Origin of the sequence: Klebsiella sp. RC2 (genome assembly GCF_014192815.1) — a bacterium.
GTDB lineage: Bacteria > Pseudomonadota > Gammaproteobacteria > Enterobacterales > Enterobacteriaceae > Klebsiella > Klebsiella variicola.
In genome coordinates this window covers 362,559-377,493 of sequence record NZ_JACHYL010000001.1, presented here as the reverse complement: position 1 = coordinate 377,493, position 14,935 = coordinate 362,559, and the positions used below count along the sequence as shown (strand labels likewise).

Below are 14,935 nucleotides of genomic sequence, written 5' to 3'. Positions count from 1 at the left end.
AAAAAAAGATGCTGCCGATTATAAACGAAAACGTTTGCGTCTGTCTTTACGCGCGTGAGTTGAGTCCGGAAAGGAAATTTGTTATACTGTATAAAAATACAGTATTGAGAGGCTGCAGCATGGCGGTTGAAATTAAATATGTTGTGATCCGCGAAGGTGAGGAAAAAATGTCTTTTGCCAGCAAAAAAGAGGCCGACGCTTACGACAAAATGCTCGATCTGGCAGAGGTGCTGAATGACTGGCTGGTGGCATCGCCGCTGGAGATGGATGACGCCCAGCGTGACACCATGGCGATGTGGCTGGCAGAGCGAAAAGAGGCGCTGCAGCATATCCTGCGCGTCGGCCGATTGCCGGAGCAGGATGCGTCCGCGCACGACTCACCCGCGCCGTCGGCGGCAGAAGAGGCTTCTCCAGCGGAAGACGCCGCGGCGCCAGCGACCAAAGCGCGTAAGGCGAAAGTGGCCTGACTGGCGGCAGCCAGCTATGGCCTGGCTGGGCAGGGATTTGTCTGCCGCGCCCACCTTTGCGCATCTTTAGCCAGATCTAACATTTCCTGACATCGCGTCGTTTAGGCTGATAGCAGTGTTTTATCACCTGAGAGGAAAACCATGGCTAACTGGCTTAATCAACTGCAGTCGCTGCTCGGGCAGCAGGGCGCGTCATCGACAGGCGAGTCGTCAAAAGGGAGCGCACTGCTGCCCGGCGCGATTGGCGGGCTGGCCGGGTTGCTGGTGGCCAGTAAATCCTCACGCAAACTGCTGGCGAAGTACGGCACCAGCGCGCTGCTGGCTGGCGGTGGGGCGGTGGCGGGTACGGTGTTATGGAACAAGTATCAGCAGAAGATGCGCGCTCAAAACGCGCCTGTCCCCGGGGCGAACACGCCGGCTGCCGTGCCGGCGGACGTTGATCCGCGCAGCGTGCGACTGATCACCGCGCTGGTTTTTGCCGCCAGGAGCGATGGTCATATAGATGACCACGAACGGGCTAATATTGAAGCCCAGCTGCGGGCGGCCAATATCGACGTTCAGGCCCGGGTGCTGATCGACCAGGCGCTGGCCCAACCGCTGGATCCTCAGCGTCTGGCGGAGGGCATCGTTGATCCGCAGGAGGCACTGGAGATCTACTACGTCAGCTGCGCGGTCATTGATATCGACCACTTTATGGAACGCAGTTATCTGAACGCGCTGGGAGACGCTTTGTCACTGCCAAAGGATGTCCGGGCCGATATAGAACAGGATATCCAGTCACAAAAACAAGCGCTAAGCGTCTAAATTATCACGTTTCGCTTGCATCGCCCGCGTCTTTTGCCACCCTTATAGACACGTCATCATTCAGGCGCCGCCGTGTGACCTGAATGCTCTTGTGTCACGATAAAGCAGCAGAAGAACAACATGCCACCTAAAGCCAAACGGATCCCTCACGCCATGACCTTGCATGGCGATACACGCATCGATAACTATTACTGGCTGCGCGACGATGAGCGCGCGCGACCTGACGTGCTGGAGTACCTGCACGCGGAGAACGCCTATGGCAAGCGGGTGATGGATTCGCAGCTCAGCCTGCAGGAACGTCTGCTGAAAGAAATTATCGACCGCATTCCGCAACGGGAAGTCTCCGCCCCTTACAGTAAAAATGGTTTTCGCTACCGTCAGGTTTACGAGCCGGGCTGTGAATACGCCATCTATCAGCGCCAGTCGGTGCTCAAAGAGGAGTGGGACGAGTGGGAGATCCTGCTCGACGGCAACCTGCGGGCGGCGAAGAGTGAGTTCTACACCCTTGGCGGACTGGGCGTCGCGCCGAATAACCAATTGATGGCGGTGGCGGAGGATTATCTTTCCCGCCGCCAGTATGGCCTGCGCTTCTGCAACCTTAGCAGCGGTGAATGGTACCCGGAGATCCTGGAAAATGTTACCTCCGGGTTTGCCTGGAGCAATGATTCCCGCTTTGTGTGGTACGTGCGTAAACATCCCACCACACTGCTGCCTTATCAGGTCTGGCGCCACACGGTGGGTACCGCGGCGCAGAGTGATGTGCTGGTCTATGAAGAAAAAGATGAGACCTTCTACGTCAGCGTACATAAGACCACTTCCCAGCAGTTCGTGGTGATTTATCTCTCCAGCGCCACCACCAGTGAAGCATTACTGCTCAACGCCGAACTCCCTGACGCCGAGCCGGTCTGCTTCCTGCCGCGGCGGAAAGATCACGAATACAGCCTCGATCACTATCAGCACGCGTTCTATCTGCGATCCAACCGCGAGGGGAAGAATTTTGGCCTCTACCGTACTGTGCTGCGCGATGAAGATCAGTGGACCACGCTGATCCCGCCGCGTCACGACGTGATGCTCGAAGGATTTACCCTGTTTACTGACTGGCTGGTCGTCGAGGAGCGCCAGCGCGGCCTGACCAGCCTGCGGCAAATTAACCGCAAGACCCGGGAGGTGGTAGGGATCGCCTTTGACGATCCGGCCTATGTCACCTGGCTTGCCTATAATCCGGAACCTGAAACGTCGCGCCTGCGCTACGGGTATTCCTCCATGACTACGCCAGACACCCTGTTTGAACTGGACATGGATACCGGCGAGCGGCGGGTTATCAAGCAGCAGGAGGTGAAGGGGTTGGACACGAGCTGCTACCAGAGCGAACACCTGTGGGTGACCGCCCGCGATGGCGTCGAGGTTCCGGTATCGCTGGTCTACCATCGCGACCATTTCCGCAAAGGGAGCAATCCGCTGCTGGTCTATGGCTACGGCTCGTATGGCGAGAGTATCGATGCCGATTTCAGCGCCAGCCGGCTGAGCCTGCTCAACCGCGGCTTTGTCTACGCCATCGCCCATGTCCGCGGCGGGGGCGAGCTGGGGCAGCAGTGGTATGAGGACGGCAAATTTCTGTGTAAGAAAAATACCTTCAACGACTATCTGGACGTCTGTGACGCGCTGCTGGCCCAGGGGTACGGCGATCCGCAGCTCTGCTATGGCATGGGGGGCAGCGCCGGCGGGATGCTGATGGGCGTGGCCGTTAACGAACGTCCTGAGCTGTTTCATGGCGTGATAGCCCAGGTGCCGTTCGTCGATGTGGTGACCACCATGTTGGACGAATCTATTCCACTGACCACCGGGGAATTTGAAGAGTGGGGGAATCCACAGGATGAAACCTATTACCACTACATGAAAAGCTACAGCCCCTACGACGGCGTCCGGGCGCAGGCTTATCCGCATATGCTGGTCACCACCGGACTGCACGATTCCCAGGTGCAATACTGGGAGCCGGCGAAATGGGTGGCCAAACTGCGGGAACTGAAAACCGACGATAACCTGCTGCTGCTCTGTACCGATATGGATTCCGGCCATGGCGGCAAATCCGGGCGCTTTAAAAGCTATGAAGGGGTGGCCCTGGAGTATGCCTTTTTCATTGCCCTGGCGCAGGGGACACTGCCGGGAAAAGCGGCTGTGTGACGATTATTCCCCGAGGTAGTGTTTGAGGGTCAGACGCAGTTCGGGGCTCATCCGGTCGAGATTGTTGAATAACCAGCGCAGGTAGCCGGGGTCGTTTTCAGCAATTTCGGCCACCGCTTTACCCCGGTATTTGCCGAAGGTAAAGGTGGTGAGCAGCGCCGGGCGGCCGGTGATATCGGCCATTTCGTCAGGCGTCCAGCCGGAAACGTTGATGATATCCAGCAGCAGCGCGGCGGTGATATAGCAGTCATACAGCGCGCGGTGGTGATGCAGCCCCGGCGGGGTCGCCACATTCAGCTTACGTGATTTATATAACCCCATATTGCTGTATTTGATCCCCGGCCACAGGCGGCGGGCCAGCTTCATGGTACAAATCCACTCGCCGCTCATCTCCGGTAGCACCCGGCGGTCAAAGCTGGCGTTGTGCGCGACATACCAGGGGCTGCCAAGATAATGCGGAATAATCTCTTCAATCCACGGCTTATCGGCGACCATCTCTTCCGTTATACGGTGGATAGCCATCGCCTGCGGCGTGATGGGCCGATCAGGACGCACCAGATGGCTCATCGGGTTAGTGATTCGCCCGTCGACAATATCGACCGAGGCGATTTCGACGATGCCCCCCTGCAGGCCGCAGGTTTCGGTATCAATGACGCGCAGCATGGCTCGCTCCAGAGCAAAACAACAAGCGTAAAGGAATTGGGTGGTCTTGCCAACCGATGGGGAGCAGGCGGGCGCGCATTATTTCTGCTTCGGCTCCCAGGGCAGTCGGGAAAGCGAGACAGAGGCCAGCCGATGGGCGATCAGTCGTTCGCGGAACCAGTCGCGCAGATGGGCGGGCTGCTCACGCTCGACCAAATCAGCGACCACCGGCATGTTGTATCGCTCCTTAAAGGCGACGCCGGCGGCGGCGAGATCGACGTTGACCTTATCCATCTCAGCTTGCGAAATTTTGGCCAGATTTCTTTCCATTATTAACTCCAGTGTGCTGGTAAACCCGGTCGAGGCGCTGACGCTTAGCTCGACTCTGCCATTATACAGGGTTATTCTCTGTCCTACAGACATAACAAAAGGGAATGACGAATATGCGACTCCTCGCTGGACGCGCGTTGCGCCTCTCCGTTGCGTTTGCCGGTATATTAACCGCGGCAGGCGCCTTCGCCCATGCTCACCTGCAACAGCAGATCCCCGCCGCGGGTGCCCAACTGACCGCGCCCCCTCAGACGCTGACGCTCAGTTTCTCCGAAGGGATCGAACCGGCCTTCAGCGGCGTGACCGTCACCGGTCCGCAGCAGCACGCGGTAGCCGCCGGTAAACTGACCCGCAGCGCTGACAACCCCGCTCAGGTCACCTTACCCCTGGCGGAAACGTTGCCTCCGGGGGAGTACACCGTAGCATGGCATGTGGTCTCGGTTGACGGCCATAAAACCAAAGGGCAATACACTTTTAGCGTGAAGTGATCGATGTTGACCGGGCTCTATATCACGCTGCGTTTTGGGCACTTTATCACCCTGATGTTGGCTTTTGGCTGCGTGCTGTATGGCGCCTGGTGGGCGCCGGTACCGCTGAGGCGCGTGCTGATGCACCGCTTTTATCCGCTATTGCGCCCCCTGATGTTGATTGGCGCGCTCTCAACCGTGGCGCTGTATCTGCTGCAGGGGGGGATAATGGGCGACGGCTGGGCGGATGTCTGGCAGCCCGCCGTTTGGCAGGCGGTAGCGGGAACCCGCTTCGGCGGGGTGTGGATCTGGCAGATCCTGCTGGCGTTGACTGCTCTCGCCGTGGTGTGGATCCGCCCCCATCACGGCGCCAGGCAACTGATGGCCCTGCTGGCGGCCCAGCTGCTGCTTTCCGCCGGGGTTGGGCATGCTGCTATGCACGATGGCTTACTCGGCGCCCTGCAGCGGACTAATCATGCCGTCCACCTCTTCTGCGTCGCCAGCTGGTTCGGCGGCCTGTTGCCCTTCATCTACTGCCTGCGTCTGGCGCAGGGGCGCTGGCGTCAGGCTGCGGTCTATACCATGGCGCGCTTTTCGCGTTATGGACATCTGGCGGTGGCCGGCACCCTTGCCAGCGGCGTGGTCAATGCGCTGTTGATCCAGGGGGCGGTGATCGGAACCTCGCCCTGGGGACGCATGCTGTTGATCAAATGTGCGCTGGTCGCCGGGATGGTGGTAATTGCCTTAGTGAACAGGTATGTTCTGGTACCGCGCATGTCGGCAAGCGGTTCGCGGGCGGAAAGCCTGATCCTGCGAACCACGCAGGCTGAGATAGGGCTGGGCGCGCTGGCGCTGCTGGCCGTCAGTCTGTTTGCCACCTGGGAACCTTATTGAATTAACTGGCAAAATCATGAAAAAAATTGTTCTGACCATGTTGTTACTGGCAAGCTCCGGGGCTGCTCTGGCGGCGCCGCAAATTATCACCGTGAGCCGCTTTGAAGTGGGGAAGGAGAGTTGGGCGTTCAACCGTGAAGAGGTGATGTTGACCTGCCGTCCGGGTAACGCGCTTTACGCCATCAACCCGAGTACGCTGGTCCAGTATCCGCTCAATGACGTCGCGGAACAGCAGGTTAAAGCCGGCAAGACGACCGCGCAACCGATCTCGGTGATCCAGATCGACGATCCGCAGCACCCGGGACAAAAAATGAGCCTTGCGCCATTTATCGAGCGAGCGCAGAAGCTCTGCTAGCGTTCCGCGTTATCTTACTGTAATAGCATAAAAAAAACCGCCCTTGCCGGATAACGGCAGTGGCGGTTTTTTACTGGCTGACAGCCGTTTCCCAGGAATTATACGACCACATTGGCCACGGACTGGAAAAGCTGACGCGTTAAACTATTCTTATAGTGCAAGGCGACTTAGCCTGCATTAATGCCAACTTTTAGCGCACGGCTCTCTCCCAAGAGCCATTTCCCTGGACCGAATACAGGAATCGTATTCGGTCTCTTTTTATCGGTAACCTTCTGCTTTCGCAATAGCCAGCGACATCATGTCAGTCAAACCCCAGGCTGGCCTCTGGATGTCCCGTTATAGCACACCGTTTTTAGCATACACAATCCATTTACACACAAATCGCATCCTGAGGAAGGGTTGCGTCGGGAAGGAGAGATCTGAAGCTGGGGTGGAAAGAGAAAAGAAAAAACCTGCACCTAACCAGGCCCGGCGTGCAGGTTAACTGGCGGGCCAACATCGGAAGGCTGCTAGTATACACATTTGTATGACAAATAAAATAAGCAAAGTCTAATAGGTTTGGCAATTCATGCGATTAGCTATCAATGAACGACCGTATCGCTAAAAATAATAAGCGAATGCGCCGCTATTTACAGCGGCTAAAATTATTCAGGGACGCTAAAGGTGGGATATATTTTACTTTCGAGATAGCAGAGCAAAAGCCAAATTTCATCACTAAAAACAAACCATACGCAGCCCAGCAGAATGACCGCAAGAATAATCAGCAGGAAAATTTCGGTTTTACTCATCATGCCAACCACTATCCAATGGCGCCAGGGGCCATGATAGTAGCGAAATAACGACCGAATAAGCAAACGCCGCGTGTCAGCGCGGCGCTATCCGCAGCGACATTTACGCACCATGGCGCGGTTGCGTCAGGATGTCCACCTGCTCAGCCAGCTGATCCAGCAGCTGGAACCGACGCCGGTATTCGGCCCGTTTTTTGCTGGCGATACTCTCCAGTGATTTTCGTTCCAGACGCTGCGGCAGCCGCCAGCGCCACGCGCTTTCCGGCTTACCATCGATGGACTGCCAGAACTCGTCGTAGCTGGCGTGGAAATGGCGGCCCTTGCTCAGACGATAGCGCAGGGCACGGAACACATGGCCGTTATCGCTGACGCCATAAATCGACTCGATAGCGCTGCGAGCGGCCAGCAGCCAAATGAACTCCAGCAGCAGGCGCTTCGGGAACAGGCCGAAGCAGGCGCGAGTGGCCTGCTTAATCACCTCATGGGAAACGTGGCGCCGTGGCCCCTGCAGGCCGCCGATGACAAGTTGCCAGGCTTCACCGTCCCAGGTCACGCTAAAGGTTGCGCTGGCCAACAGGGTGTGATCGCCGTCGCGTAGCCATAATGTGGTTTCGCCCTCGCGCTCAGCCTTCCCGGCTGAGGAGGCGGAGAGAGTGAACGGGCTGTCGTCTTTTCCGTTCAGCGTCAGCAGCGGGACCTCGCTCACCGCGGTCATGGCATGCGCCAGCAGCGACCCTTGCAGGGTATCGATGTAGCGATAATGACTTATCACCGCCATCGCCCGCTGCCAGGCGTTAAGATCGCGCGTCAGGTACTGACGGTGCACTTTTCCCGGCAAGGTCGCCTGCGCGGTCAGAAGCTGATTAAAATCGTCACGGGCGCTAAGCGACTCAAGCATTGCTTTGGTGGGGCTATAAAATAACGCCGTACGCAGCAGAAATTTAAGGCGAAAATTTTTCTGCCGCCAGATAGGTGCAGGTATTAGTCTGCCCATCACCAGATCGGCAATAAGATGCGAGCGCGGCGCAAGCACGCTGGTTGAATGCAGGCTATTGTCTGTCACGATAAACACCTCGTTGTTATTTCCTCCTATTTTAAAGCGAGCTTCTGATAAGCTTAATCCTCTGGCCGACTATATTTCCCGTTTGTTTAAAATCGATTGAGGTGTAAATAAAAATCACGGGGATTCGGCGCAATTACCTATAATTACAGCAGAGAGGTAATTATATGTATCAACGTATTAATGGTAGCGACTGGCGTAATATCTGGCTGATGGGCGATCTGCATGGTTGCTTTGCGCTACTGATGGGCCGCCTGCGTCAGCTGCGCTTTGATCCTTGGGCCGATCTGCTCATTTCCGTGGGCGATCTGATCGATCGCGGACCGCAGAGCGCTGACTGCCTCGGCCTGCTGCGCTGCCGCTGGTTCAGGGCCGTTCGGGGGAATCATGAACAGATGGCGCTGGAGGCGCTGGAGAGCGGGGATATGGCACTCTGGCAGATGAATGGCGGCGACTGGTATGGCCGGGGCACCGCGCAGCAGCGGGCCGAAGCCGACCGGCTGTTAGCGCGTTGTCAGCGGCTACCGTTGATTATTGAAGTTGGGTGTGCAGATGCCCGGCATGTGATCGCCCATGCCGATTATCCGGCGCCAGTCTATCGCTGGCAGCAGCCGGTGGATCCCCAGCGGGTGTTATGGAGCCGTCATCGCCTGAGCGAACATCTGGCGGGACGTCATGGCGCCATCGCCGGAGCAGACCATTTCTGGTTTGGCCATACGCCGCTTCGCACGCCTTATGAACGCGATAATCAACACTATATTGATACGGGCGCCGTGTTTGGCGGAACGCTGACGCTGGTGGCGCTACAATCGGCAGGTTAAAAATCGCTGTATTCGCTGGCGGGTTGCCAGAAGCCATCAATAAAATCTTCTATCGGATAGCAGCCGCCGTGGCGGATCCGCTGATCCTCCATCGCCACTAAGCACTGCGTTTCCTCGCGGTAGACGTCAACCACAATGTCCTCGCAGCCGCCATCCAGATAGCAAATAAACAACACCAAGGCAAACATCCTGGCCTCATGCTCGGGTTCACATACTCTTTAGTGTAGGGGATGACGGCGGGACGGGGAAATAAATAACCCGTCTCAGGCGACGGGTTCATTTGAGTCAGGCAAGGCGCATGACCCAGGCATCAGACTGGCGGTCGTAATGTTTACGGTAGAGCACGGAATGTTCGCCATTGAGAATAGCGGGCACGCTGGTATCGGCATCCCAGGCGTCAAGCTGCATACATAAATCTGGATCGGATTTGCAGGGAATACTTAACGTTCGCTCTCCCTGATGTTCACCGTGCAGTTCGGCATCGTCTATCTCAAACGCGCCGATACGGACATTGGTTTTACTCATCGCTTCACCCCATTTTTCAGCTGAGTTGTGGTACGACCAGTTGAGGCCGTCATTTTTCAGCGTAGTCAATGGGGTGAAAACCGCCAGTCAAAAAGTGCGCATTTTTTGCGCGGCGTCACACCTTGCCGGCAAAAAGTTTCCCATCGCGCACCAGTTCGCGCGGGTAGCTATTCTTCAGACGGGAGCCGACGCGCTTGGCCAGACCCAGCGGGACACCCTGGAAGGTCACGATGGCCTCATCCTGCTGCGGCGCGGTCTGCGGATAGACGTCGCGTCCGCGATACCATTCCTCCGCTTCCTCCTGGGTCAGCTCGAAGGCGCGCTGCGGCGCGGCAAAGGCGATAACCGCCTCATGCTGCCAGCGGTACCCCTTATTGTGCACCTCTGCCAGGCGTACGCCGATGCGTGAAAAACGCACCTGACCAAACAGGGGCTCCATAGCCTGCGGGAACAGCCACAGCTCTTTATCCCGCTGCCACAGCGTATGACCTGCGTCCCACACCAGGCCAACAGCGCTGGCGGCGGCAGTTACCGCGGCGGCCTCCCGGCTCTTCAGCGGCGTAAACGGGAATTTGCCGACCTTATAGCCTGGCGCCGGGAGCGGATCGATCGCCGCGGTCTTGCGCAGGCGAGCGACAAAGAAGCCTTCGCAATCGTAGATCTGCGGGAACACGTGCAAAAATCCTTCTGCGGTTAAGGCATCGGCCGCGCCGGAAAACAGATCTCCCAGCGGCAGGATCTCCACCGCCTGCGGATAACGGGACAGCAGCCACTGAACAACCGACTGGTTTTCCTCGCGATTCAGGGTACAGGTCGAATACACCAACGTCCCGCCAGGACGCAGGGCATGGAAGGCGCTGTCGATAAGTTCGCGCTGGGTGGCGGCAATGTCGAGGTTGCTCTCCGGCGACCAGTTTTTCAGTGCGTCAGCATCTTTACGCACCACGCCTTCGCCCGAACAGGGGGCATCAAGCAGAATGGCATCGAAGGTTTCGGGCAAGGCCGCGCCGAAAACCCGGCCGTCGAAGTGAGTCAGGGCGACGTTATTGATGCCGCAGCGGCTGATGTTGGCATGCAGCACCTTCACCCGGCTGGCGGAGAACTCATTGGCCAGAATGCCGCCCGCGTTACCCATTCGGGCGGCAATCTGGGTGGTCTTAGACCCCGGCGCGGCGGCAACATCCATCACCCGTTCAGGCTGCGGGTTATCGGCGAACAGAGCGGCGACCGGCAGCATCGAGCTTGCCTCCTGAATATAGAACAGCCCGCTGAGATGTTCGGCGGTGCTGCCCAGCGGCAGGGCATCGTCGCCGTCCCGCTCGATCCAGAATCCCTCTTCACACCAGGGGACCGGCGTCAGCTGCCAGCCATACGGGGCGACCAGAGAGAGAAAATCGGCCACACTGATTTTCAGCGTGTTGACGCGAATACTGCGGCGTAGCGGGCGCTGGCAGGCGGCGATAAAGTCGTCGAAAGAGAGATGCGCGGGCATTGCCGCACGCATTTGAGCGAGAAACGCTTCAGGGAAATAGACAGTATTTTCAGCCACAGGCAGCGCACCACAGAAAAAAAAGGGTGCGCAGTTTAGCACAAACGCCCCGGTGCAGGACACCGGGGCGTGCGGTGAGTCATCTTCCCGCCCCCGGCGTTGGCCGGTGCGGGAAAAGCGTTACGAGGGTTACTGCGGCAGGGCGGTGCCCCATTCCCGCCACTCTTTCGGCTCGCTCTCCTGCAGCAGGAAGTGCTTGCCATCCTGGGCCTTCGGCGCCAGCGGTGTCCCCGGCGGCGTGGCGAAGGCGATCCCGCCGCGGATAAACTGGTTGAAGGTCCCGGTTTTCACCACGCCGCCAATCAGGCCGAAGTCGAGGCTGTAACCTGAGGCCAGCCAGAACACCGAGTTATTGCGTACCAGATACTGGTAGCGCTTGCTGATGCGCAGTTTCACCATCACCCGATCGGACATTGACCCCAGCGACAGGCCAGTGACCGTCCCCACCTCAAGGCCGCGGAACAGGACCGGCGTACCGATGCCAAGCGACCCCGCCTCCGGCGCTTCCACCACGATGTTCAGGCCGTCGATATAACGTGAGTCGCTGATCGTCGTATCCTGGATCTCAAAGTCGCGGCGCGCCGGCCCGCGTCCGGGCTCAACGTTAATATAGGACTGGAACAGGGTGTCCAGATGCTCGACGCCCGCGGCGGAGATTTGCGGGGTGATCACCGAGAAGCGGGTCCCGGCCCGGGCGAAGGTACCGACGTATTCCGGGTAGAGCACCGCTTTCGCCTGCACTTCGTTTTTGGCGGTGATCAGCTCCAGGGACTGGATCTGACCGATATCGATGCCGAGATAACGAATCGGCATCCCGGCCGCCATCTTCCCGGCGTCAAACGCGTGCAGGGTGATCTGGCCGCCCACGGCGCGCGCCGCCGTTTCCGAAGCGTAAAGGATACGTTTGTTATTCAGCCGCGCGTTGGCGCTGCTGCCATTGAGGTTATCGAAACTGATCGCCCCTTTAATGGCGCGCGCCAGCGGCGAGGCCTGAACGGTGAGTCCGTTGCCGTCAAGTTTGACCTTCGCCCCCCCTTCGGCCCAGAAGACGCTGTTGTTGCTCAGCAGGTAGCGGTACTCCGGCTTGATATGCAAATCGATATCGAAAGCGTCTTTGCGCGGTTTGACGGCGATGATCTCGCCGACGGCGAATTTACGATACAGCACCACCGAGCCGGCCTGAACGTCAGGCAGGGTCTCGGCTGAGAGGCTTAAGGTCGTGGTCGGCACTTCGCTCAGGCTGTTTTCCTGGGCCTTTTCGAGGTTGGCGTATAGCGGGTAGCTGCTCTGCATTTCGCCTTTTTCTCCCGGAATGACCCGGATCCCGCCATTAACCCATTCGCTGGCGCTGGCCCCCAGCACCTGCACGCCATCGAGTCCGACTTTGACATCCAGACGGCTGTTAACCACAAACTTACTGTCACCGCGAATGAGATCGCGGTATTCGGGGGCAATCGCGACCTGGAAGGTCACCCCTTTGGCCGTCAGTTTGCGCTCCAGCACCTGGCCGACTTTTACTCCGTGCAGCACCAGCGGTTGGCCGCCGTCAATCCCGTAGCTTTCCGGCGCCGAGAGCGTGACGGTGGCGACGTTGGGCTCCTCCAGCAGCGCTTTATCTGCTGGCATGACGGAGAAGTGGTTGCGCGGCTCGCCTTCACCGGGTACCAGTTCAAAGGTATTGCCGGTGAGCAGGGCGCTGACGCTGGGGTTATCGAGGGAAATCTTCGGCTTCTTCATCTGAATCAGCGTCTTCTCACGCAGCAGCGTCACCACGCTCGGGTCGACGGTCATCTCGCCGGTCACTTTGCCGCCGGGGTTAAGATTCAGCTTACTTAACTGACCCACTTCCAGCCCCTGATACATCAGCGGCGTCGAGCCTGCTTTCAGCCCATCGCCGTCGGGCAGGTCGAGGGTGACCAGCACACCGCGCTGGCTATGCGCCAGATCTTCGTACAGATGATAGTCATCGTTTTGCGCCGCAACCTGCGAATCGGCAGGTGAATCGAAGGCGATAGCGCCGTTCACCAGCGCAGAAAGGTTCTCCAGCTGCACTTTTGCCCCACTCAGGCCGACGTCGGCTTTGATCCCGGAGACGTTCCAGAATCGGCTGCCTTTTTTCACCAGGTTGGTAAACCGGCGCTCGATCAGGACATCGATGGTGACCCCCTGATTATTGGCATTCAGGGTGAAATCATACACGCGCCCGACCGGGATCTTGCGGAAATAGACCAGCGAGCCGCTGTTCAGGGAGCCAAGGTCCGGCGCCTGCAGGTGGATCATCAGCTCGCCGTTGTTGATGCGGTATTTCGGCTGAGTGTCGAGGGCCACGAAGTGATCTTCGGGCTCACCTTTGCCAGGCATCATGCCAATGTAGTTCCCGCCCACCAGCGCATCCAGCCCGGAGACCCCCGCCAGAGAGGCTTTTGGGGTGACCAGCCAGAACTGGGTCTCTTTGCGCAGCGCATCTTTCATATCGCGTTTGATGCTGGCGGAAACCTCAATCTTACTCAGATCTTTACTGAGGCTAATATCCTGGACGGTGCCGACCTCGACCCCCTGATAACGGATAGGCGTCCGCCCCGGCACAATGCCGTTAGCGGACTGGAAATCGATGGTAATCGTCGATCCGCGGTCGTCAAAGCTGGTCCAGATGAGCCAGGCGGCAATCAGCAGCGCGATGACCGGCAACAGCCAGAATGGCGAAATACGGCGTTTAGTTTTTATTCTGGCTTCAGTCTGCGAAGCGGGCGATTCCTGACTCATGTGCGTCCCAAAGTAAGCGGCTGTCCAGCCATTCAACTGCAAGAATAGTTAAAATTACCGCACCGCCGAAGTAAACCGCCGCCGGCCCCATGGTGAAAGCGAGGAGCTGATCGCGATTGATTAGCGACATGGTGAGTGAAATAACAAACAGATCCAACATCGACCAGCGGCCAATCCAGGTTATCAGCCGCAGCAGCAGGATGCGGGTGCGCAAGCCTTGCTCGCACTTGAATTGTATGCTGACCAATAGGGTAAATAACACTATAACTTTGGTGAATGGCACCAAAATACTGGCGATAAATACCACTCCGGCGATGGCGATATTGCTGCTGGCAAGGGAGATGATCCCGGAAAGGATCGTATCGTCCTGGCGCGCACCGTTAACATAGATGATCGAGATCGGCAGCAGGTTGGCTGGTAAGAGAAATATCAGCGAGGCAATCAGCGCCGCCCAGCTGCGCTGCAGGCTCTGTGGCCTGCGATGATGCAGCGGGGAGTGGCAGCGTCGGCAGCGGCCACGCGCGTCGCGGTAGCCGGTGTAGTGGCAGCCGGTGCACACCTGTAAATTGTTATCGGCGCGGGTCGCTGGCCGTTCAGGATAGAAACGCTCCCACAGCTCTTCGACGTTCATGTGAATAAGCGTCAGGATGCTCAGCAGCGTCAGCGAGATAAACGCCACCAGGCCGATGCCGGGCTGCAGAAAGGCGTAATCCTGCACCTTGATGGAGGCGACGCCAATACCCACCAGATAGATATCCAGCATCACCCACTCTTTGAGCTTGCCGAGCATCAGCAGCACCGGGCGCAGGTTCATCCCCAGCACGTTGCCCAGCCAGAGATAGCTAATCGAGACCACCAGCAGCACCGGGGCGACCACCGCGCAAAACAGCACCATGGCGGCGGTAAGCGGGTCACCCTGCGCGGTCATCTGCCAGATCCCTTGCAGGACGTTGGCGTCGATGCGCACGCCCAGCAGGTGCAGGCGCAGCAGAGGCTCCGACCAGGCAAAAGGCATGAGCAGCAGCATCGCAACGGCCATGCTGCCCAAACGCGTCAGCGACCAGTCGCGCCCATCGCGCACCTTGGCGTTGCAGCGTGGGCACCAGGCGCTTTGGTTGCGCTTAAGCACCGGTAAGCGAAAGAGCATGTCACACTGCGTACAGCGCTGATAATGCGCATAGGGAAGCGGTGTGCTGACGGCATGCACGACCAACTTCTTCGCAGGTTTAATCGTTGGTGTTTTTATCGGCATTTATTACGTACAGGAATGAATGTATCCCACTATCTTA

The 14,935-nt window shown here is 58.1% G+C and carries 16 protein-coding genes; 7 read left to right on the top strand and 9 right to left on the bottom strand.

Features of this window, described 5'->3' with window-relative positions:
* Positions 1–119: 119 nt before the first annotated feature.
* The 3 genes from FHW76_RS01805 (at position 120) to ptrB (ending at position 3,452) form a co-directional block, all read left to right on the top strand.
* Positions 120–467, top strand: coding sequence for a YebG family protein (locus FHW76_RS01805; protein WP_012967680.1), 348 nt, complete (start codon positions 120–122; stop codon positions 465–467).
* Between the two features lie 141 nt (positions 468–608).
* Positions 609–1,271, top strand: coding sequence for a tellurite resistance TerB family protein (locus FHW76_RS01800; RefSeq protein WP_012541257.1), 663 nt, complete (start codon positions 609–611; stop codon positions 1,269–1,271).
* 120 nt (positions 1,272–1,391) lie between these two features.
* Positions 1,392–3,452 (top strand): oligopeptidase B, encoded by a 2,061-nt coding sequence (gene ptrB, locus FHW76_RS01795; RefSeq protein ID WP_110209368.1) that lies wholly within the window; start codon positions 1,392–1,394, stop codon positions 3,450–3,452.
* Between the two features lie 3 nt (positions 3,453–3,455).
* On the opposite strand, the gene exoX is transcribed toward ptrB, so the two are convergent.
* Both exoX and FHW76_RS01785 read right to left on the bottom strand, forming a co-directional pair.
* Positions 3,456–4,115, bottom strand: a complete 660-nt coding sequence (exoX, locus tag FHW76_RS01790) for an exodeoxyribonuclease X (protein WP_008804267.1) — start codon at positions 4,113–4,115, stop codon at positions 3,456–3,458.
* 78 nt (positions 4,116–4,193) lie between these two features.
* Positions 4,194–4,424, bottom strand: a complete 231-nt coding sequence (locus FHW76_RS01785; RefSeq protein WP_012541260.1) for a DNA polymerase III subunit theta — start codon at positions 4,422–4,424, stop codon at positions 4,194–4,196.
* Between the two features lie 113 nt (positions 4,425–4,537).
* Between FHW76_RS01785 and yobA the strand changes: the two genes are divergently transcribed.
* Genes yobA through FHW76_RS01770 form a run of 3 tightly spaced genes read left to right on the top strand, consistent with a single transcriptional unit; the run spans position 4,538 to position 6,140 of the window.
* Positions 4,538–4,912 (top strand): CopC domain-containing protein YobA, encoded by a 375-nt coding sequence (gene yobA, locus FHW76_RS01780; RefSeq protein WP_008804269.1) that lies wholly within the window; start codon positions 4,538–4,540, stop codon positions 4,910–4,912.
* A gap of 3 nt (positions 4,913–4,915) precedes the next feature.
* Positions 4,916–5,785: a copper homeostasis membrane protein CopD gene (gene copD / locus FHW76_RS01775; protein WP_012541262.1), complete on the top strand. Its 870-nt coding sequence runs from the start codon at positions 4,916–4,918 to the stop codon at positions 5,783–5,785.
* Between the two features lie 16 nt (positions 5,786–5,801).
* Positions 5,802–6,140, top strand: coding sequence for a YebY family protein (locus tag FHW76_RS01770; RefSeq protein ID WP_008804271.1), 339 nt, complete (start codon positions 5,802–5,804; stop codon positions 6,138–6,140).
* Between the two features lie 644 nt (positions 6,141–6,784).
* On the opposite strand, the gene FHW76_RS01765 is transcribed toward FHW76_RS01770, so the two are convergent.
* Positions 6,785–6,928, bottom strand: a complete 144-nt coding sequence (locus FHW76_RS01765) for an Ecr family regulatory small membrane protein (RefSeq protein ID WP_046621074.1) — start codon at positions 6,926–6,928, stop codon at positions 6,785–6,787.
* Between the two features lie 103 nt (positions 6,929–7,031).
* Complete coding sequence (locus tag FHW76_RS01760; RefSeq protein ID WP_162493241.1) at positions 7,032–8,000, bottom strand: VirK/YbjX family protein; 969 nt, start codon at positions 7,998–8,000, stop codon at positions 7,032–7,034.
* Between the two features lie 155 nt (positions 8,001–8,155).
* Between FHW76_RS01760 and pphA the strand changes: the two genes are divergently transcribed.
* Positions 8,156–8,809: a protein-serine/threonine phosphatase gene (gene pphA / locus FHW76_RS01755; protein WP_008804273.1), complete on the top strand. Its 654-nt coding sequence runs from the start codon at positions 8,156–8,158 to the stop codon at positions 8,807–8,809.
* Here the strand turns inward: pphA and FHW76_RS01750 are convergent.
* From FHW76_RS01750 to yebS, 5 genes are all read right to left on the bottom strand, one after another.
* Complete coding sequence (locus tag FHW76_RS01750) at positions 8,806–8,997, bottom strand: YebW family protein (RefSeq protein WP_002911395.1); 192 nt, start codon at positions 8,995–8,997, stop codon at positions 8,806–8,808. The two genes, pphA and FHW76_RS01750, sit on opposite strands and share 4 nt — an antisense overlap.
* A 97-nt stretch (positions 8,998–9,094) precedes the next feature.
* Positions 9,095–9,334 (bottom strand): YebV family protein, encoded by a 240-nt coding sequence (locus FHW76_RS01745; RefSeq protein ID WP_002911393.1) that lies wholly within the window; start codon positions 9,332–9,334, stop codon positions 9,095–9,097.
* A 115-nt stretch (positions 9,335–9,449) separates the two neighbouring features.
* Positions 9,450–10,883: a 16S rRNA (cytosine(1407)-C(5))-methyltransferase RsmF gene (gene rsmF, locus FHW76_RS01740; protein ID WP_110209367.1), complete on the bottom strand. Its 1,434-nt coding sequence runs from the start codon at positions 10,881–10,883 to the stop codon at positions 9,450–9,452.
* A gap of 129 nt (positions 10,884–11,012) precedes the next feature.
* A complete protein-coding gene (locus FHW76_RS01735; protein ID WP_016161386.1) occupies positions 11,013–13,646 on the bottom strand; it encodes a PqiB family protein in 2,634 nt (877 codons plus the stop codon).
* On the bottom strand, positions 13,615–14,898 hold the full coding sequence (yebS, locus tag FHW76_RS01730; protein ID WP_008804276.1) for a membrane integrity lipid transport subunit YebS: 1,284 nt from the start codon (positions 14,896–14,898) through the stop codon (positions 13,615–13,617). Before yebS ends, FHW76_RS01735 begins: the two co-directional genes overlap by 32 nt.
* Positions 14,899–14,935: the final 37 nt, after the last annotated feature.

Bases quoted from the DNA above. Each gene is read 5' to 3' on its own strand.
- pphA (WP_008804273.1), top strand. From the start codon at position 8,156: ATGTATCAACGTATTAATGGTAGCGACTGGCGTAATATCTGGCTGATG.
- FHW76_RS01805 (WP_012967680.1), top strand. From the start codon at position 120: ATGGCGGTTGAAATTAAATATGTTGTGATCCGCGAAGGTGAGGAAAAA.
- FHW76_RS01765 (WP_046621074.1), bottom strand. From the start codon at position 6,928: ATGAGTAAAACCGAAATTTTCCTGCTGATTATTCTTGCGGTCATTCTG.
- yebS (WP_008804276.1), bottom strand. From the start codon at position 14,898: ATGCCGATAAAAACACCAACGATTAAACCTGCGAAGAAGTTGGTCGTG.
- ptrB (WP_110209368.1), top strand. From the start codon at position 1,392: ATGCCACCTAAAGCCAAACGGATCCCTCACGCCATGACCTTGCATGGC.
- FHW76_RS01735 (WP_016161386.1), bottom strand. From the start codon at position 13,646: ATGAGTCAGGAATCGCCCGCTTCGCAGACTGAAGCCAGAATAAAAACT.
- exoX (WP_008804267.1), bottom strand. From the start codon at position 4,115: ATGCTGCGCGTCATTGATACCGAAACCTGCGGCCTGCAGGGGGGCATC.
- FHW76_RS01785 (WP_012541260.1), bottom strand. From the start codon at position 4,424: ATGGAAAGAAATCTGGCCAAAATTTCGCAAGCTGAGATGGATAAGGTC.
- FHW76_RS01770 (WP_008804271.1), top strand. From the start codon at position 5,802: ATGAAAAAAATTGTTCTGACCATGTTGTTACTGGCAAGCTCCGGGGCT.
- FHW76_RS01750 (WP_002911395.1), bottom strand. From the start codon at position 8,997: ATGTTTGCCTTGGTGTTGTTTATTTGCTATCTGGATGGCGGCTGCGAG.
- FHW76_RS01800 (WP_012541257.1), top strand. From the start codon at position 609: ATGGCTAACTGGCTTAATCAACTGCAGTCGCTGCTCGGGCAGCAGGGC.
- copD (WP_012541262.1), top strand. From the start codon at position 4,916: ATGTTGACCGGGCTCTATATCACGCTGCGTTTTGGGCACTTTATCACC.
- FHW76_RS01745 (WP_002911393.1), bottom strand. From the start codon at position 9,334: ATGAGTAAAACCAATGTCCGTATCGGCGCGTTTGAGATAGACGATGCC.
- yobA (WP_008804269.1), top strand. From the start codon at position 4,538: ATGCGACTCCTCGCTGGACGCGCGTTGCGCCTCTCCGTTGCGTTTGCC.